18 protein-coding genes and 1 pseudogene are annotated in these 18256 nt (G+C 46.3%); 2 read left to right on the top strand and 17 right to left on the bottom strand.

Annotated features, from left to right (window positions below):
* Positions 1-51: 51 nt before the first annotated feature.
* From HI950_RS11915 to HI950_RS11885, 7 genes are all read right to left on the bottom strand, one after another.
* Positions 52-645 carry a GNAT family N-acetyltransferase gene (locus tag HI950_RS11915; protein WP_169082525.1) on the bottom strand — a complete coding sequence of 198 codons (594 nt, stop codon included), beginning with the start codon at positions 643-645 and terminating at the stop codon, positions 52-54.
* A 7-nt stretch (positions 646-652) separates the two neighbouring features.
* Complete coding sequence (locus tag HI950_RS11910) at positions 653-1264, bottom strand: TetR/AcrR family transcriptional regulator (RefSeq protein WP_169082526.1); 612 nt, start codon at positions 1262-1264, stop codon at positions 653-655.
* 271 nt (positions 1265-1535) lie between these two features.
* A complete protein-coding gene (locus HI950_RS11905) occupies positions 1536-1775 on the bottom strand; it encodes a glutaredoxin family protein (protein WP_169082527.1) in 240 nt (79 codons plus the stop codon).
* Between the two features lie 27 nt (positions 1776-1802).
* Positions 1803-2417 carry a nitrite reductase gene (locus HI950_RS11900; RefSeq protein ID WP_317618349.1) on the bottom strand — a complete coding sequence of 205 codons (615 nt, stop codon included), beginning with the start codon at positions 2415-2417 and terminating at the stop codon, positions 1803-1805.
* A gap of 38 nt (positions 2418-2455) precedes the next feature.
* A complete protein-coding gene (locus tag HI950_RS11895; RefSeq protein WP_187768076.1) occupies positions 2456-3340 on the bottom strand; it encodes a hypothetical protein in 885 nt (294 codons plus the stop codon).
* Between the two features lie 31 nt (positions 3341-3371).
* Positions 3372-5807: a heavy metal translocating P-type ATPase gene (locus HI950_RS11890; protein WP_169082529.1), complete on the bottom strand. Its 2436-nt coding sequence runs from the start codon at positions 5805-5807 to the stop codon at positions 3372-3374.
* A gap of 26 nt (positions 5808-5833) precedes the next feature.
* Positions 5834-6034 carry a copper ion binding protein gene (locus HI950_RS11885; protein WP_169082530.1) on the bottom strand — a complete coding sequence of 67 codons (201 nt, stop codon included), beginning with the start codon at positions 6032-6034 and terminating at the stop codon, positions 5834-5836.
* Between the two features lie 359 nt (positions 6035-6393).
* On the opposite strand from HI950_RS11885, the gene HI950_RS11880 reads away from it, so the two are divergent.
* Positions 6394-6528: a stage II sporulation protein P gene (locus HI950_RS11880; protein ID WP_169082816.1), complete on the top strand. Its 135-nt coding sequence runs from the start codon at positions 6394-6396 to the stop codon at positions 6526-6528.
* A 146-nt stretch (positions 6529-6674) separates the two neighbouring features.
* Here the strand turns inward: HI950_RS11880 and HI950_RS11875 are convergent, their stop codons facing one another.
* The 5 genes and pseudogenes from HI950_RS11875 to HI950_RS11855 all read right to left on the bottom strand — a co-directional run.
* Positions 6675-7025 carry a metal-sensitive transcriptional regulator gene (locus HI950_RS11875; protein WP_169082531.1) on the bottom strand — a complete coding sequence of 117 codons (351 nt, stop codon included), beginning with the start codon at positions 7023-7025 and terminating at the stop codon, positions 6675-6677.
* Positions 7026-7116: 91 nt separating this feature from the next.
* Positions 7117-7446: a hypothetical protein gene (locus tag HI950_RS11870; protein WP_187768075.1), complete on the bottom strand. Its 330-nt coding sequence runs from the start codon at positions 7444-7446 to the stop codon at positions 7117-7119.
* Between the two features lie 47 nt (positions 7447-7493).
* Entirely contained in the window at positions 7494-8834 is a 1341-nt protein-coding gene (locus tag HI950_RS11865) for an MFS transporter (RefSeq protein ID WP_223285238.1), read from the bottom strand.
* A 125-nt stretch (positions 8835-8959) separates the two neighbouring features.
* The gene (locus HI950_RS11860) at positions 8960-9415 is read right to left on the bottom strand and encodes a MarR family winged helix-turn-helix transcriptional regulator (protein ID WP_169082533.1); all 456 of its coding nucleotides are present in this window, start codon (positions 9413-9415) and stop codon (positions 8960-8962) included.
* A gap of 188 nt (positions 9416-9603) precedes the next feature.
* Positions 9604-9951 (bottom strand): annotated as a pseudogene (locus HI950_RS11855) (sigma factor); the annotation flags it as partial.
* Between the two features lie 115 nt (positions 9952-10066).
* Between HI950_RS11855 and HI950_RS11850 the strand changes: the two are divergent.
* Positions 10067-11290 carry an SGNH/GDSL hydrolase family protein gene (locus tag HI950_RS11850; protein WP_169082534.1) on the top strand — a complete coding sequence of 408 codons (1224 nt, stop codon included), beginning with the start codon at positions 10067-10069 and terminating at the stop codon, positions 11288-11290.
* Between the two features lie 267 nt (positions 11291-11557).
* Here the strand turns inward: HI950_RS11850 and HI950_RS36390 are convergent, their stop codons facing one another.
* The 5 genes from HI950_RS36390 to HI950_RS11825 form a co-directional block, all read right to left on the bottom strand.
* Positions 11558-11710, bottom strand: a complete 153-nt coding sequence (locus tag HI950_RS36390) for a helix-turn-helix domain-containing protein (protein WP_187768084.1) — start codon at positions 11708-11710, stop codon at positions 11558-11560.
* A gap of 509 nt (positions 11711-12219) precedes the next feature.
* On the bottom strand, positions 12220-13227 hold the full coding sequence (locus HI950_RS11840) for an endo-1,4-beta-xylanase (protein WP_169082535.1): 1008 nt from the start codon (positions 13225-13227) through the stop codon (positions 12220-12222).
* A 417-nt stretch (positions 13228-13644) separates the two neighbouring features.
* On the bottom strand, positions 13645-15159 hold the full coding sequence (locus tag HI950_RS11835) for a glycoside hydrolase family 43 protein (RefSeq protein WP_169082536.1): 1515 nt from the start codon (positions 15157-15159) through the stop codon (positions 13645-13647).
* A 33-nt stretch (positions 15160-15192) separates the two neighbouring features.
* Positions 15193-16722 carry a glycoside hydrolase family 43 protein gene (locus tag HI950_RS11830; protein ID WP_169082537.1) on the bottom strand — a complete coding sequence of 510 codons (1530 nt, stop codon included), beginning with the start codon at positions 16720-16722 and terminating at the stop codon, positions 15193-15195.
* A 127-nt stretch (positions 16723-16849) separates the two neighbouring features.
* Positions 16850-18139, bottom strand: coding sequence for an endo-1,4-beta-xylanase (locus HI950_RS11825; RefSeq protein WP_187768074.1), 1290 nt, complete (start codon positions 18137-18139; stop codon positions 16850-16852).
* Between the last annotated feature and the right edge of the window lie 117 nt (positions 18140-18256).

Below are 18256 nucleotides of genomic sequence, written 5' to 3'. Positions count from 1 at the left end.
TTTTAGAAGTCTAGAATTCGTTGGTCAACGTAATAACTTTTCTAATCCGCATTATTTCGAATATCTCAATGATACAACGTAATTGATCCCGATTTTCTTTGCCCGTTTAATTGGTATTTGCCTGCGTTTGTATTCTTCAAAACCTAATTTATAATAGAGTTTCATGGCTGGAATATTGGTATCGGCGACTTCTTCAATCAAATAAACCTCATATGGTGTATGCTCAAGGATATGACGAATCAGTTGCGAAGCAACGCCTTGCCCCCTCAATTCGGTGGCCGTCCCTACAAATTCAATGGAGCCTACACCAGATGAAGGATGAACGAAGGTAGCTTCAAATTCTTTTTTCAAGAAAATACCGGCCATAGTGCCTCTATAAAAGCCTAAATGTTTGCGAAGTTCCTTTTTATCCAGTTTAACCGAAAGTGAAGTTCCATCCGTACAAGCAGCCATTCCGACCACTTGCCCCTTGTATAAAGCCACATAAAATTGGTCCAAAACGAATATATGGGCGAACGCTGCAGCAATCCTTTTCGGATCCTTAGAGAAAAACCCAAGCCACTGTGTGAATCCCTCTGCGAATATTTCAGATATTCCTCGCCTCACATCAAATTCAGCTTGATCGGCTCTAACCACGTTAATCATGACATGGTCACTTCCTTTCCTTCAATAGAAATGCGGTGAGGATAGATGGTGAGGGCATGGTAAAGTTGCTCTTTAGTAATGCTTTCATCTGAGCCAAACCCTGAATCGATGCATAAAAAAGGGCAGCCATTTCCTGCGCATCACCCGAGCAAAATTCCCCAAGCTGCTGACCCTTGCGAATGAGCTGTGCCGTAGAATCAAGCAGCCTGGCATTTACCTGGAGGATCTCTTCATAATGTTTTGAGGCGGTGGCAGCTCCAGCTAATAGCGACTGATTAATAAGGATCAGTAGATGGGCTAGTTCCTCCCCATTGATCATGTCAGTGTAGACTTCGTCGACAAACTGTGCCATTAACTTTTTAGGGGATTGATCGGATTCAAAGAAAATAATATTACGTTTCAATCCTTCAACCGCGTAGGCAACCAATTCGTTAAATAACTGATCCTTCGTTTTGTAATGACGATACATCAGCCCAATACTAATGCCAGCTGTATTCGCGATATCTTGAACATTCGTCGAGCCGAAACCTTGATGAACAAATAACTGCATCGCAGCTGAATGGATTTTTTCCCTAGTGGCATTGCGCATTTCTTCAAACTGTTCCTTGCTACGCGGCAAACAATTCGCTCCTTTTTGATGAATGAATTTTTACTCATTATATAATATTGAGAGCGGAATAACAACATTCAACTCCAGTTAGCGAAATCTGCCAATTAGCTTGATTAAGAAAGGGAGCAACCGCCGTAGCAGCAAACCGCTCATTGTTTGTTCAACTATCGTTACCCGGCCCGCGTCTCTGCAGATTTCGTCGAACCGAAAATTAAAACTAAAAAGGCATGCCAATAGAAACAAGCCCACTTCGAAGTGAGCTTGTTATTCAATCCTATTCTTAAACCAGCAATTCGCTTATTTCTTTTAGATTTTCAGCAAATCCAACAAATACTTTCTCGTTAATGACAATAGTCGGGGCAATTTGTTTCCCTGTTAAATCCCACACCTCTCTTGCATAAGCTTCGTTGTCTTCGCAATTGTATTCGGTAAAGGGAATCTGATTCTCATTAAAATATCGTTTCGCATAGGTACAATCACTGCATGTCGGTATCGTATAGATTCGTAATTGTTCCGCCAAGGTTATCGCTCCTTCAAATACTTCCGATTATCCAGCAATTTGCTTTAACTGATCAAGTGTTATTCGATCGATAAATTTGCTAAATTTTTCTTTTCCTTTTGCATTTTCCTTATAGAAATCAATAAGAGCTTTTATAATCGGCACCAGCCTATCTTCTGTTAACCCCGTAAGTAGTAGTTTGGCTATAGACGTTTTTAATCCTTTAGGCTCTCCGCCGACGTAAATATCAAACGTATTCCGCATTTTTACAACACCAATGTCTTTTAGTAGTGGTTCGCTAGTTCCCAGCGCACATCCGGCATAGCCAATCTTAAGCGGAGTGGGCGTTTCAATGCCTGCAATGGCAAGATTTAATTTTCGTGCTGTATCTAGCCCCGCCTCTTCCGCTCCTTTGCAAAAATTGCAGGCAATCAAACTTTTGGTTGTAGAACCTGACGGGTAAACTTCAAGACCGACAAGCTTGAATTCCTCTATAATGGCATCGCGCCTATCGAGCGAAACCTCTACATAAAGTTGCTTAAAAGGAGTCACTTCAATTTGGGCATCGGCACCTAAAATAGTACCGATTTTGGCAAGTTGCTCCGGAGAAAACAAACTACCGCCAACTTGAATTTCGGGGGCAACAGCAATCTTCGTTTTCACTCCCAAGTCCAGTACCCTCCCTTATCGATTAATTGGATTTACTTGATATCAACCACGAACGGGACGGTTATGACTTCCCCATTATGCTGAAATTGTCCCCATATCTTATATGTGCCGCTTTGAGGGAAAGTGGTTGCAAATTCTGCAAGAGGCCCAGTGGCTTTTTCATCAAGCGGATGAACATGGAGATAACTTTCCGCATCAGCCGACAGTATAACGACATGACCTACTGCACCAAGATAAGGCTCCAGGTTCCTAATTTCTTCTTTCGTTTCGGAATCGCGAATCGTAAAAGAGAGCGTTATTTCTTCTTTCGACTTCATACCACTCAAAGAAAGCTCTATTTCTTTTCCGCCTACTTCTTTGATCAGGTTCGAGTCGGGTGCAATATCGGCATGCTCCCCTTCCTTGCCTTCTACTTCTACCCATTCGCTAAGCGTCAAATTGGCTCCGCCAGCAGGGATAAAATCTGCAAATACCTTATATTCCCCGCCCGAGGGAAAAGAAGTTTCTACAGTAAACTTGCCGTCTCCCTGAAATTCTGGATGGATATGATTAAAGAACGACAAATCATGATTAACAATGATCAAATGAAGCAACTTCTCATGATTGACTTTATAGTCGTTAACCGGGTTTCCGTCATCGTCGGTAATCTGAATCGCTAATTCCGTATCTTCCTTAGCTTTTGCACCGCCGGAAACAAAGGTAAAGGAAGCTTTAAGATTGGCGCTTTCAGTCTGTGCGTCATCGCCATGCCCGCTATGACCGTTGTTATTGCTCTCCATATTGTCAGTCGTATTCTGCCCGCCGTGGCCTTCATGCCCGACAGCTTGATTATTCCCACCTGAAGTATTGCCGCAAGCTGCCAACAAACTAAGAGTAAGGACGATTGAAATAAGGAGGGTCAACTTCTTTTTCATCATTCGGATTCTCCATTCCTCTATTAAATAAGTTTTAATGACGTACTTTGACTCGCTGCAAGCGAAGGGCATTTAGGACGACGGAAACGGAACTTAACGCCATTGCGGCGCCTGCGACCCATGGAGCCAATAGACCAATCGCGGCAATAGGAATACCAAGCGTATTATAGCCAAGCGCCCAGAACAAATTTTGCTTAATGTTATTCATCGTCTTGCGGCTCATATAAATCGCATCCGGAATGCTCGAAAGATCGCCGCGCATCAGCGTCACATCTGCCGCTTCCATCGCCACGTCAGTGCCCGTGCCGATCGCCATCCCAACATCTGCCGTAGCCAGAGCAGGCGCGTCGTTTATGCCGTCCCCTACCATTGCCACTTTTTTACCGCTGGCCTGCAGCTTCTTCACTTCCTCCGCTTTGCCTTCCGGAAGAACTTCCGCAAGCACGTGTTCGATTCCAACCTGGGCAGCAATGGCTTTTGCCGTGCGTTCGTTGTCGCCAGTGATCATAATAACCTGTATGCCCATTTCCTTCAGCCGGCTGATCGCGGCCTTCGACGTTTCTTTCACCGTATCCGCTACGGCAACGATTCCTGTATAACGATTATCTATCGCGACAAGCATGGCAGTCTTGCCTGTTTCTTCAAGGCGGGACATCATATCATAAGCAGGCTTCGCATCCACATCGAATTTTTCCATTAACCGGCGCGTACCGATCAGCACTTCCTTGCCTTCCACGACTGCTTTAATGCCGAATCCCGGGATGGCTTCGAACGCTTCCGTACCCGGGAGCGTGACGCCTCTCTCCTGAATGCCCGCTACAATCGCTTCCGCCAGCGGATGCTCCGAGTTTTTCTCCGCCGCGCCGACAAGTCTAAGAAACTCCATTTCTTCGTTATCCGTCAGCACATCTGTCAATTCCGGTTTCCCTTTGGTGACTGTACCTGTTTTATCTAAAATGATGGCGTTAATCTTATGCGTCTGTTCCAGATGCTCGCCGCCTTTGAACAAAACGCCTAGCTCGGCTGCACGCCCTGATCCTGCCATAATGGAGGTCGGAGTTGCCAGACCAAGCGCGCATGGGCAAGCAATAACCAGGATCGCAATGGCTTTCTCCAATGCTTCCGCAAAATCGCCAGGGGTAACAAAGAAGTACCAGACCAAGAAAGCAACGATTGCAATGCCCACGACAATTGGGACAAATATGCCCGAAATGACGTCCGCCACCCTTTGAATAGGCGCTTTTGATCCCTGGGCTTCTTCTACGACTTTAATAATTTGAGCAAGCGCCGTTTCCTTGCCTACTTTCATTGCCTTAATTCGGAGCATTCCGTTTTTATTGATCGTCGCGCCGATGACGGCGTCTCCGAATCTTTTCTCGACTGGAATACTCTCGCCGGTTAGCATGGACTCATCTACCGATGAGGTTCCTTCCACAACCTCCCCGTCTACCGGAATTTTCTCGCCCGGCTTCACTAGTACGACATCTCCAACAAGAACTTCATCAACCGGAATGGTAAGCTCTTGACCTTCGCGCACCACCAAGGCTGTTTTTGCTTGCAATCCCATCAAAGATTTAATGGCTTCTGACGTCCGCCCTTTAGCGAGCGATTCAAACAATTTTCCCATAATAACGAGCGTTATAAGTACAGCGCTCGTCTCATAATACAAGGATGGCCCATGATGAGCAGAGGCGCCGTTTAAGAACCATTCGATCGTAAGATACAAGCTATAGAAATACGCAGCCGATGTCCCAAGCGATACAAGCACATCCATATTTGCACTGCCGTTGCGCAGCGCCTTATAAGCACCTATATAAAATTGTCTTCCAACATAAAACTGAACAGGTGTGGCCAAGATAAGCTGAAACCATGGGTTCATGAATATATCCGGTGTATAGATCCATGAAGTGAACGAGAAATGCCCTACCATGCTCCATAAGAGAGGGAGCGAGAGAATAGCAGATAGAAGCAAAATGCGTTTTTGATGCCGGATTTCTTTCTCGCGATGGTCACCCTTATTTTCGTTCTCTTGTTTCGTATTTGCTTTATAACCTAACTGCCGCACCTTATTCTGCATATCGGCTATGGAGATCTCACCTGGGGAATATTCAACCCGTGCGGTTTCCATAGCAAAATTGACTGTTGCATTCGTTACTCCTGGCAGCTTGTTAAGCCCTTTTTCAATCCGGTTCGCGCATGCCGCGCATGTCATGCCTTCAATTTGGAAATCAACGGCTTCCTTTGCCGTACCATAACCCAATTTACTAATGCTATCCTCCAGTTTGTTAATGCCTACAACTTTCGAGTCATAAGTAACGCTTGCTTTCTCAAGAGCAAAGTTTACATTGGCGGAGGAAACACCTTCTAGTTTATTTAATCCTTTTTCAATTCGATTTGCGCATGCGGCGCAAGTCATTCCAGTAATTTGAAAAGTCACCTGCTTGCTATCATTAGTTGCAGTAGCTTCCATCAGCCATTCTCTCCTTATTTCGTTTTTCACACAACATCGTAGCCTTGCTCTTCAATCGCTTCTTTTACAGCTTCAAAGGCAACTTGATTCTCGTCAAACGATACGTCCACTGTATTATTCGTAAGATCTACTTTTCCAATTGCCCCGATAACTTTCAATGCTCCCTCAATTGAATTCACACAGTGCTGGCAGCTCATACCCTCTACTTGCAAGGTTATATTTGTCATTGTTCATCTTCTCCTTTTTATGATTAGTTGTTACATCGTAACAATCATTCAATAATTTCATTTCTAAGTCGCTGGGGTGTTTTGTATAACAATCATTGCCAACCTCTTTATAAACATAGTATACCCCTCCACCCTATATTTAGTCAACAAAATTTTACGATACCCCCGTATACTATATAAAAAAAGCAGCATTTCTGCTGCCCAATCTCCCTTGTATCTTATTAGCGCATCTGTAAATGTTTTGATGCCTTCAATAATAATCATTTGATCATTTGCTGTTAGATCCTTTAAAACACTCTGATAAAACTTTATTGATTGCTCACGTATCTGTCGAATGGTTCGTGAACCTTTATCCGTTAATGACAAGACCATTTCTCGGCGATCAGTCGCTCACTGGCAATAGTGCATTAATTGAAATCGGCGGTGTCGAAAACAGTTTGGAGGAAAGTTACAGGACAACCGAAGTATTAGCAAAAGTCATTCAGGATACGTGAAGGCCATTACCAGTCTCTATTAGCAAAATCATCAGACTCATCAATTTGATACCTCTACATAACTAAGAGAGCATTTACAATCTAAATGCTCTCTTAGTTATTATTAGCACAATCTATAGACTTACTTATAACTCACTTGTGTTCTTTTATTTGATTAACTTGTTCATCGTAGTCATCAGTTCCGTTAGTACTTCAGTATCCCCATCCTGCAGACGTTCGATGACACAGCTTCTCATATGATGCTCAAGCAAAAGTTTCCCCACACTGTTCAATGCAGATTGAACGGAAGCAATTTGATTCAACACATCGTCACAATACGTATCCTTTTCGATCATTCCTTTAACGCCGCGAATTTGACCTTCTATCCGATTAAGACGTGAAACCAAATTATTTTTTTCCTTTTCCGAGTGATGGCTCTTTCTCCCCGTCTCCTCCGCTCCGCAACATGAAGAAGCTTCATGAGAGGTTGGTTCTACTAGATCTGTTTGGTCGCTCATTTACATCCGCCTCCTTCTTTTTATTATACCATACGGGTATACCCTATATATATCCGACAAATATTTTGTTAAATCTTCTATTTATCATAGATCACAGTTGTGAAAATATCCCTTTATTGTGTGAGGGCGAATGATTAACAATAAAGGGAAGCTCCAGCCAATTAGAATTGGCTGGAGCGAATCCCCCTATTACATGGCTACCGTCGTGTTTTTCTTGGTCCAGGCTCATGACAACAAGAGCTGCTTTTTCTAAGAAGTTAACAGACTGTTTTTCATATGCATTCATTTGTAGAGGCAGAACCTTTCCATGGGTAGTTGAAGCAAATTGCTTGGCTTTCTCAAAACTCCTTCCGGCAGCATAAACCTTCCTTGGAAACAAGTTTTCCCAGACTGTTACAAACAACCTTCCCCACTTGACCATATCCGCCAACCACTACGATATTATCGTTCATTCCTGTGTATCATCCATTACTTTTCAACAGATTCCCTATCTCGCCGGCGTTCTAAACGAACTCTATATCCCATTGCCACAACGCAGACTATACAAATGGCAATGTTAATTACGAATACGAACTGAAAAGCGTTTAATGAAGGAATCTGTCCAGTATTCATAATCCCAAGTCCCAGAGCCGCCCCTAAAACCATGCCGGTATTTCGTGTTAATGCGATCATTCCTCCTATCGACCCGGCATACTCCAAAGGCACATGCCTCATAATGAAGCTGTTATTTGGAGAAGCGATGAGCCCCATACCCATTCCAATCAAGGCAAGTACAGCAATAAGCCCAACAACCGATAATTGACCGAGAAAAAAGGCGAGAATGACAAGCCCTGCTCCCATGCCGCATAACCCAGTGATCATTAAAAAACCTGAACCGAAACGATCGGACAAATGTCCCGCAACCAGACTCGTACATGCTAACAACATAGGATAAGAGGTCATGATATATCCGACAGCTGCAGGAGCATATCCAGCCTTGCCGGATAAATAAAATGGCATAACCACCAACACTGTATTTGCAAGAACAAAAGAAGCGCAGCTAATGATCAAACCGTATGTCACAGCCGGAATACGAAATGCCTTTATTGGTAAAAAGGGGGTATTTTGACGTAACTCCCAGAACAGGAGAATGGCCAAAGAAATGAAACCAACAGTAAATACGGAAATGATTTCAGAATAAAGCCAGCCTCGAGTATTGCCGCTCGATATACCATAAATGAGTGTGCTGATCACGATCATAAATAAAATTGCTCCAAGACTATCAATAGAACAGGACATTCTCTCCTGTCGGCTAGACGGAATATAGCGAAAAGCCAGCCATGTAGCAACTAAAACAACAGGGACATGAATCAAAAACAACCATTGCCAACTGAGCCACTCCGCTATAATTCCCCCGGCAATCGGTCCAGTCATCCCGCCAATAGCTACGGCGGAGCTCATAATTCCAAGCGCCTGGCCTCTTTGTTCTTTTGGAAAATGATAAGTGATTAACGCAATATTTGTAGCTTGGAACATAGCGGCCCCTATGGCCTGCACCATTCGAAGAATCAACAGCGTGTATACGTTCGGCGAAAAGGCAACAAGCAAAGAGCTTAAGGTAAAAAACAAGTATCCAAGATTGTGGATATGACGATGTCCAAAGCGGTCTCCAAGTTTCCCCATTAACGGAAGCAAGGAGGCAATGACAAGCAAGTATCCCGTTGTAATCCATTGAACGGTTCCCAGGTTTGTTTGAAATATTTTCATGAAATGGGGGAGTGAAACGTTCACGATACCAGCAGTAAAATGAGAATAAATGCCCCCATGCATATGGCAGTCATCATGAAAAATCGATGTTTATTTGTAATAACTTGCGCCTGAAGTGCGGATGAATTCATATATAATCACCAACAAATTTATATAGTATAGTTACTAAACTAAATGACCAAAAAAAATTATCCCCCTAATGATTCGATCAATTTATCAATGCACTTCTCGAATATTTCTATCTCTTGTTTACTTAACTGAGTTCGAAGTTGATCGTAAAATTTATCATGAACATCTTCGTGAGCCTTAAAAGCCTCCCTTCCTATTTCGGTAAGTGAAATTACGATTGCCCTCGAATCATGCGGATGTGTCGAACGTGTCACCAGCCCTTTTGCTTCCAGGCGCACAACAATCTGCGTGACAGCACCTTTAGTAACACTAAGGCGGACAGCGAGCTCACTCATAAGAATGCCGCCCTCGCAGCCGATTGCTTCAATCGTGTGAATTTCACTTGGTGTTAATAAACCTGCTTTACCAAAACTTTTCGGATGGCGCTCGAGCCGTCGCAATTGCATAATCAATCGGCCAAGATTACGACTTCCACTGTTTACTTTGTCAGACGAAGGTTGATTATTTTTATTCATAAATTTAGTTTAGCTACTAAACATAATATTGTCAATAAGCAGGGAACTGAAAGACATGACACCTCAAATTTATTATTGATTTTTGTATGAAATTCATCATACATTAGTTCCATATAAACACCCCAATCTCTCAATGAAATATTATCAACCTAAATTTATCCAGAGGTTTCACAAGTCCTGCTTGTACATCGTGCTCTTTCAACAAAACTGCCCGTTAGCTTATTTAGATCTTCTATGTTTATTTTCTCATTGCCTTCCTTGTCCGTGCCGATCGGATTATGCAAAGAAACGTCCTTCCGGGTCTTCTTCAAAGACAGGAGATGCATAAGTATTTCATTCTCGATACAACGAGCAGCAAATGTAGCGAGCTTCGTTCCTTTACCGGTTTGAAAGCTCTCGATCGCCTTGATCAGTCCAATCGTCCCGATCGAGATCAAATCCTCAAGATCCTCCCCAGTATTGTCGAATTTTTTGACGTTGTGGACACAACCCGATGTAAAATCAATTTGATAATGGTTGAAATTTGCTGCCAGCACTTTATTGATAAAGCTATTTACGATTTTCCGAACCTTCAACCATGCTTTGACGGGTTTTCTGTTCGGTCGGTTTGTACTAAGATAGGCTAATCGAACCTAAGAGAGGGGAATAACGATGACAGACGGTCTACCCTTAGACGCTACAGAGGAGCTCGTTGATATTTACTCGGAGGCTTATCACGAGATGATCGCCAAATCGCTGCTCGACAAAGGCAACAATAAGCGATTGAAAGCCGCCATTGAAAAGGCCAAAAGAGGCGATAACGTTACGCTTGCTTTCATTGGCGGCTCCATCACTCATGGAGCGGGAGCAGATCCGCTCCATACGTCCAGCTACGCTTACCGGACATATACCGCCTTCAAAGAGATGTTTGGTAAGGACGGCGGCAATCAGATCCACTTTATCAAAGCGGGTGTAGGCGGCACGCCTTCCGAACTGGGCATGATTCGCTATGAGCGAGATGTCCTGAGAAACGGAGCGGTTCAGCCGGACATCGTCGTCGTGGAGTTTGCCGTCAATGACGCCGACGACGAGACGAAAGGGATTTGCTACGAAAGTCTCGTACTGAAAGCCCTAGCCGCCGCCAATGTACCCGCTGTCATTCTGCTGTTCAGCGTGTTCGAAAACGATTGGAATCTGCAGGAACGGCTTTCTCCCGTCGGCCGGCATTATGGGCTTCCCATGGTAAGCGTGAAGGATGCGGTGACGAAACAATTTCCAAAGTCAAAGGACGAAGGCAACGTCATTTCCAAGCCGCAATTTTTTAGCGACATCTATCATCCGACCAACGCGGGACATCGCATCATGGCCGACTGCTTGCGTTGGCTATTCGCGGAGACCGATCGTTGCGCACCGAATCAAGAGGATATCATCCTCAACAAGCCGCCGATGTTCGGCAACGATTTCGCCGACGTTCGTTTGCTGGATAGGAACAATGGCCCTAGTGTAGCAAAGATTATGGAAGGCAGTTTCTACGCATCCGATACCGAACTCCAGTTCGCGGAGATGGACGACCATCCATACGGCACACCTCAATTCCCCGACAACTGGATGCATACATCCGAATCCGGCAGAGACAGCTTCACCATGACGCTTCACTGCAAAAGCCTGCTACTCATTTATAAAAATTCCGGAAGCAACGATTTCGGAAACGCCGATATTTGGGTTGACGGAAAGCTTGTGAAGGTGGCGGAGTCCCAAACCGTCAAGTGGACGCGTTGCCACGCCCTCATTTTGTATCGGGAGCGGCAATCGAGAGAGCATACAGTGGAAATCAGAATGGCGGCAGAACATGAGAGCAAGCGATTTACGATTCTGGGCTTCGGCTTCGTAAAATAGTCACTCGTAACTAATTTTGCCCGCGAAGTACACTGTTGAAGCCTGCTTCCCATAAAGCGTTCATCATGCGAGAATAGCCGAACTCATGGTTCTTAACATGGATGGCCATCATATGCTCTTTGACCTCATGATCCCGTTGTTGTCTCGCGTCACGCTTCGGTTGTGTGGTTCGCCATTTGTAATAGCTGGACTAGTCCACCTGCTTTCAGGTAGTCCCGCTCTTCCTCGACACTGCTAAAAGTCGTGCGAGGGCGCCCCTTCAATGGGCTAATCCCGTTTTTTAAACTCATCGAATAAGCTCCCATTTTGCCATTTCTTTACCCACACTTTTAGTTGCGAACAATTACGGATATCTAACCGTTCAGCCATCCTTTTGTAGCTTGAACAACCCTCAAGATATGCTCTAACCGCCTCTAATATAAATTCTTCAGTTTAGGTTCGAAATGCTGTCCCTTTTTAGCCATAAAAAATATCCCCTCCAGGTTTCACTCCTACCGTCATAATAACTTGACGGTTTTTTTGAGTGTCTACTTAAAGGGGAAAATATCAAATTACTACCCGTATCATTAATAAATACTTAACCGTTGAGCAAGTTCGAAGAATAATTGCAAAATAAGCAGGCGCTCTCCTTCTTGCACTATGGAACATTCTATTATTTCTGTTTTGCCGTTGCCATCGTTAGTCCCTCTGATACCAGCACTATAGCTAGGTAGAGCAGGATTGTTAACCTCTTCAACTCACCATGTTTCCGTTTCTATTACAAGCTTTCCTCAGGTTGAACGCTTTCCATATTATCGATACAAGAAGTATTGAAAAAGCGATCCTTGTCATCCCCAAATGTGTTAGCTATGATTTTATTCTATTTTGAGTTTTTTTTAATCCTAAAACGAGTACCCCGGCTAATCCGGCATTTCTTTTAGACGCTTCTGCTACCTGCTGACCAACTTGTAGTATGATCCTTTCGGCAGCTGTTCCTTGTCGAACAGCAACGGCCAATTTTTGCGCCCTCTGACCGGGAAGTTGTCCAACCACGTATAATCGTCCGCGGCCCCCCAGAACGTTACGCTCGTCAGCACATTGCTATATTCGCAGAACAGCTGGAAAAACTGGGAATACCTTTCCTCCTGAAGACTCATCATCTCGGAAGTAGGCGATATCAGATCGGTTCGTTTATCTTCGAACTCGAAAACCGACACGTCCATCTCCGTGATATGCAGTTTCAGCCCAAGCGAAGCGTAACGTTCAATTGCCGTTCGGATATCGTGCAGTGACGGATGGGATAGATTCCAATGCGCTTGAAGTCCGATACCATGAATTGGCACGCCCTTCTCCTTCAGAGATTTTACCAGTCCATAAATTTTTTCCCTCTTCTCAGGTACGGACTCGTTATAATCGTTATAAAACAACAGCGCTTTCGGATCGGCCTCATGCGCATATTCGAACGCCTTGGAAATAAATTCCTCCCCGACGATGTCGAGCCATTTGGACGAACGCAGTTGTTCTTCGCTACTATCAGACACGGCTTCATTCACGACATCCCATGCATAAATTTGACCCTTATAACGCCCAACCACTGTATTGATGTGAGCTTTCATTCGCTTCAACAGCGTATCGCGTTCAACTAGACCTCCAGTTTCATTCTCGAACACCCAAGCAGGCGTTTGATTATGCCAGACGAGCGTATGCCCTCTAACCTGCATTCCGTTTACTTTCGCGAAATTCATTAGGCGATCTGCATCCTCGAAAGTATACTGGTGTTCTGCAGGATGCAAACGCTCGAACTTCATCTCATTCTCAGCCGTTAAACTATTGAAATGATAAGCCAACAACTCGCGTTGTGTAACCAGCGTCTTCACATTTACAGCCGCACCAATTAAAAACTGCTGACTAAACGCTTTATGAAGTTTTAAAGATCCTTCATATCGGGAATTGTCCATTTCTCCGATCGCCTCCTCTTCTTGTATAGGTTGACTTTAGACTTTGCTTTACTCTCAAACAACCTGTTGAATTATAGGTTTAGACTTGATACAAGCCAACGAAGCCCGCCAAATAGTGCTTAAGTAGTTGATAGGCAATTTATTTTTCCCAGGTTATATTTCAATAGTTTCATTCCATTTTGATAAGGCCGTCGGCAGGGCCACAAGAAAGATTGCCAGCAGAAGCCATGGACTCCAGACAGCAGCGACGACTGAAACAGATACGACAGTTATACCTGTCCGGAACATATCGGTTAGACCCAAATTAGGTGAAGAAAGGCGCCTGAGTTGGTTTCCGACTTAGTAGAATAAAAACTTTTTCCCGGCAACTTGGGAGAAGCTTTTATTGTTTGTATTGCTCAAGAAAAGGATAATTTGTTACTTTGATTCATAATCGAACCAGTCAAAATGGGCAAGCGACTCCGATTTGGCTCCGTTGCCGGTCGCATACAATGCGAAGAGCACGCCAGTGAATCCGCCAGCCACTTCCGTTGCAAGAAGGGAGGTCTCTCCACGGCCGAACCAGAATGGCTCTCCGTTGCCATCAGAGAATCCGAAAGCATACTGGTCGCGATTCGCGCTCACATGAAGCACGATAGAATCGAACGCCCACGGCGCCTCGTTCTCGATCTTCCACAAGCTGCCGAGCTTTCTACGGAAAATTACTTTGCACACACCGGCGATACGAGTCACAGCAATCTCATAATGGAAGCGCTCGTTCATATAAACGGTAATGCCCGCTTCCTCTCCGTCACGCTGAGGTGCAAATTCCATATGCGTAGACACGCTGCAATCGAAATGCTGCTGTCTTCTCGCTAGAAATGCAGGCGCTCCGATTTCATTCAACGTCGTCTCGTTGCCACGTAGCGTTAGACAGCTGTCCTTCTCCCTAAGCGACCAATTATCCGAGTTGGGCGAACGCATAAAATTCCAATACGGCGCAAGAGCCTCCTCCTCGAAGCCGTCCCGAACGGGAACAGCTTTGACAGGCTCCAGCGGAAGATTGCCTGCCGGCATCGTCTCGCTGACGGTTCCATTATCGCCAATGATCGGCCAGCCTTCTTCCGTCCATGTGACGGGAGCAAGAAAAGTCTCTCTGCCGAGATGGTGTTTATTCGGATAGCCATGCGGCCTGATGCCAAGAAATACAGCCCACCAGTCGCCGTCCGGCGTTTGAACGAGGTCTGCGTGTCCCGTTGCATGAATAGTCTTCGACTGGCTGCGATGGGTCAAGATCGGATTGTGCGGACAGCTTACGAAAGGCCCGTTCGGACGTTCGCTTCTAGCGATCGTTTCCATATGGCCGTACTCGGTGCCGCCTTCGGCAATCATCAAATAGTACCAGTTGCCGTAACGATAAATATGCGGTGCTTCCGGGTACTGGCCTCCCGTTCCCGTCCAGAGGAAAGCAGGATCAGTCAGCCTTTTTCCGGTTTTTGGATCAATCTTGCTTTGATAGATGCCAGGCCCATGATCCCCGTGAGCGGAAGATGTGAAAAACAATGTTCCATCCTCATCGAAGAACAAGTCGGGATCGATGCCGGGATGATCGACGAATATCGGGTTCGACCATTCCCCGCGCGGATCGTTCGTATGCACGAAGAAGTTGCCGCCGGCGGTAACGTTCGTCGTCACCATATAGAATGTTCCGTTATGCTCGCGGATCGTAGGCGCGAATATGCCGCCAGAGCTTGGCGCGCGGCTTAGATCAAGCTGCTCGGGCCTTGTCAGGACGTGGCCAAGCTGCGTCCAATTCACAAGATCCTTGCTGTGGAACAGCGGAACACCCGGAAAATATTCGAAGGAACTCGTTACGAGATAATAATCATCGCCAAAGCGGCAGACGCTTGGGTCCGGATGAAACCCGCTTATAACCGGATTGTTATAATTCATGCAAGCGCACTCTCCTTATCGTTGCGAAAATAGTTAAATAAGTCTAGCATAGCGGAAGTAATCGAAATCGACGAAACCGCCAGCTTGCTTCGTGGCGTAATTGTACAGCCCGATTCGGTAGCCCATAAAGTGCTCGAGCCTGTATTGCATACGAAGCGGATCGCCGATCACATGCCAATTCACTCCGTCCGAGGAATAGCGGAAGCAGGCAATATCCTCGCGATCGCCATTATCGTACTGGCACTCCATTTGCAAATAGATTTGGTCGCCCTCATACTTTACGCGATCAACCGTGATTTCGCCTTGACCGCCGTCCACTCTGCCATTGACGCACATTGCTACGTAACGGTCGCCGTTGTCGTCGACCTGAATACCGACCGAGCCGAAAGCATATTGCAGCGCCACCAATCCTGCACGGTCGCCCGGATTCATAGCCTTGATGTCCATAACAGTTGTACCGACACATGCCGGACCTACTGTACGCTGCGTTAACGTATTGCGGGCAAATTCTACGCTATTCGTGGCATGTCCCGTCGTTAGGCGCAAGCAGCCCGGTCGCTCCGTTACTGACCATTTACCATTGTCCGGATTATGATTCCATTGCCAGTTAAGCGCTAGACGGTTCTCCCCGTAATCGAACTCATCACTGATGACAAGCGGCTTTGGCTCTGAGTTGGGCAGCTTCACTTCGAACGTCTTCAGCGCTTTGCCGTGTTGCCCCAGGACTGGCCAGTCGTTCTCCCAAACGACGGGCAGAACGCATGGAATGCGGCCGACGGCTCCGTGATCCTGGAACAGTACCGTATACCAATCCCCATCTGGCGTATCGATAATGCCGCCTTGCGCGATGCCATTGTTGCGATAATCCATTTGATCATCGAGTACTAGCTTGTGCTCGTATAGACCGAGCAGATCACGTGAACGATAGCATAGCTGTCTGCGGCGCATGTTACCTGCATTCGGCCAATCGATGAAGAACAAATAATAATAACCATTGATTTTGTAGGCATGGCAACCCTCGGCACGAAGCATGATCCCGTCTCGTTCCGTCTCGAGCAGCAACTGATTGATACCGTCCGGCTTCAGTGCAGTTGCATTCTCTGACAGCTCCGTAATCCGAATATCGCCATTGCCGTGGAAGACGAACACACGGCCATCATCGTCGAACAGCATGCTCGGATCATGGTGAAGTCCTTGAATAACGTTGCGTTCCCACTTCCCGTTCTCGATATCCTCGGTCGTATACACGTAGAACTGATTCATATCCAGACTCGAGAAACACACATAAAAGATGCCGTCGCGATAGCGTAAGCTGGCAGCCCAAGATCCCTTGCCGTAAATGCCTTTACCGTCAAGCAAATTGTGCGCGTCATTATCTTCGAACGTCTCGTATACGTAATTAACAAGCTCCCAATCCTGCAGATTTTCGGACTTCATAATCGGGCAGCCCGGCATCGAATGCATGCTTGTACTGACCATATAGAAGGTCGATCCTACACGGATCACGCTCGGATCCGGAACGTCCGCCCAGATGACCGGGTTCGTTATTGTCGTTTTGTTCATCGCTAGCTCCCCTTTGTAGTTCTGGATTAGTCCATCATCCAACCAGTCTAGCCTGCATGCGCTTGGGGAACAACCCGTCTATCAATAGGGGTTCCCCCGCAAATTATAGGCGATACTTTTCATGCTTTTATGGTCGTACTTGCCCAGAAGGATCGACGACGGCCCAGAATGCCGGCTTCGCGTGAAGCTGCTTGTCGAACAGGAACGGCGCGTTGGTACGCGTCACCGGGAAGCTGTTCAACCACGTGTGATCATCCGCGATGCCCCAGAATACGACCCCTCCGAGTATATCCTTGTTCACCCTGAACGCCTCGAACAGCTCGCGATATCGGTCCGCCTGCTTCAGTAGGAGGTCTTCAGGGATATCGCTGCCGATATCTCTCCGATCGTTCCATGCGTAGAGACTCATATCCAGCTCAGTTACGAGATTGTCCAGTCCAAGCCCGGCGAACTTCTTCATCGAATCGATGATGGAATTCACCGTCGGCCCGAATAGGTCGATATGCGTCTGATGTCCGACACCATCGATCGGCACGCCTTTGTCCAGCATTTCCTTCACAAGCTCATATAATCGGTCTCGCTTGGCCGGATTGTCTGTACCGTAATCATTAATGTACAGTTTCGCCTCGGCTCCGCCCGCTTCGCGTGCCGCTCGGAACGCCGTCTCGATAAAGTCTGTATCGGTTATCTTATACCATTCGCTAGCCCGCATCCCGTCCGGATCGGCTGGTTCTATTACTTCATTGACGACGTCCCATGATTGGATATCGTCCTTGTATCGTTCGACGATCGTACGGACATGCTTTTCGAGTCGCTGCAAAAGCAGCTTCTTATTCGCTTCGCGCTTAGTCGAATCAGTCTCATCGACCATCGGCTTGCCCTCGGCGTCTTTAAAGAACCAGGCACCCACCTGGCTATGCCAGACAAGCGTATGGAATCTCACCTCCATGCCGTTTTCCTTCGCGAACGCAACCATTCGGTCGGCATTGGCCCAATTGAAGTTTCCTTCCGATGGTTGGATCGCATCGGGCTTCATCACGTTTTCCGCTACGAGCCAGTTCACATGTTTCTTGAGCAAATCCGCCTTCAGCCCCTCGGTCTGGGACGGCTCGATGGCCGCTCCGATCGGGAAGTAATCGGCGAACACCTCTGCAATCGACGGAATATCCTGCTCGACAGATGGTTCCGGCATCGGAGTTGGCTTCAATGATGGAACCGGAGTCGCACTCGCTTCAAGAGTGCTTGAAGGCTGGCCATCCTCGGTATTCACGCTGCCCGCAGGTGCTTCCTTCTGAAGCACAGCCGCTTCATTCACGGTTTCCGCTTGATGCTTATTGAAAATAAGCACAGCAACGACCGCAATTAATGTGACAGCTGCTATTATGCTGTATATTAGCTTGTTGCCTTTTCGAATCATTTCGTTTGCCCGCCTTCCATTCGAAATCTTTTTTTGCCACACCAATCCTCTAAGCAGCAACAAGCGCCTTGCGGGCAGCCGGCCGAAGTGGCCGGCCCCCGTAAGGCGCTATACATG

The sequence above is a fragment of the Paenibacillus sp. PL91 genome, assembly GCF_012935325.2.
Taxonomy (GTDB): domain Bacteria; phylum Bacillota; class Bacilli; order Paenibacillales; family Paenibacillaceae; genus Pristimantibacillus.
This window is presented reverse-complemented; position numbering and strand designations above follow the sequence as displayed.

Coding starts and splice junctions, on each gene's coding strand:
- HI950_RS11915 (WP_169082525.1), bottom strand. CDS start 645: ATGATTAACGTGGTTAGAGCCGATCAAGCTGAATTTGATGTGAGGCGA.
- HI950_RS11895 (WP_187768076.1), bottom strand. CDS start 3,340: ATGATGAAAAAGAAGTTGACCCTCCTTATTTCAATCGTCCTTACTCTT.
- HI950_RS11890 (WP_169082529.1), bottom strand. CDS start 5,807: ATGGAAGCTACTGCAACTAATGATAGCAAGCAGGTGACTTTTCAAATT.
- HI950_RS11885 (WP_169082530.1), bottom strand. CDS start 6,034: ATGACAAATATAACCTTGCAAGTAGAGGGTATGAGCTGCCAGCACTGT.
- HI950_RS11880 (WP_169082816.1), top strand. CDS start 6,394: ATGACAAGACCATTTCTCGGCGATCAGTCGCTCACTGGCAATAGTGCA.
- HI950_RS11875 (WP_169082531.1), bottom strand. CDS start 7,025: ATGAGCGACCAAACAGATCTAGTAGAACCAACCTCTCATGAAGCTTCT.
- HI950_RS11870 (WP_187768075.1), bottom strand. CDS start 7,446: ATGGTCAAGTGGGGAAGGTTGTTTGTAACAGTCTGGGAAAACTTGTTT.
- HI950_RS11865 (WP_223285238.1), bottom strand. CDS start 8,834: ATGCATGGGGGCATTTATTCTCATTTTACTGCTGGTATCGTGAACGTT.
- HI950_RS11860 (WP_169082533.1), bottom strand. CDS start 9,415: ATGAATAAAAATAATCAACCTTCGTCTGACAAAGTAAACAGTGGAAGT.
- HI950_RS11850 (WP_169082534.1), top strand. CDS start 10,067: ATGACAGACGGTCTACCCTTAGACGCTACAGAGGAGCTCGTTGATATT.
- HI950_RS11840 (WP_169082535.1), bottom strand. CDS start 13,227: ATGGACAATTCCCGATATGAAGGATCTTTAAAACTTCATAAAGCGTTT.
- HI950_RS11835 (WP_169082536.1), bottom strand. CDS start 15,159: ATGAATTATAACAATCCGGTTATAAGCGGGTTTCATCCGGACCCAAGC.
- HI950_RS11830 (WP_169082537.1), bottom strand. CDS start 16,722: ATGAACAAAACGACAATAACGAACCCGGTCATCTGGGCGGACGTTCCG.
- HI950_RS11825 (WP_187768074.1), bottom strand. CDS start 18,139: ATGATTCGAAAAGGCAACAAGCTAATATACAGCATAATAGCAGCTGTC.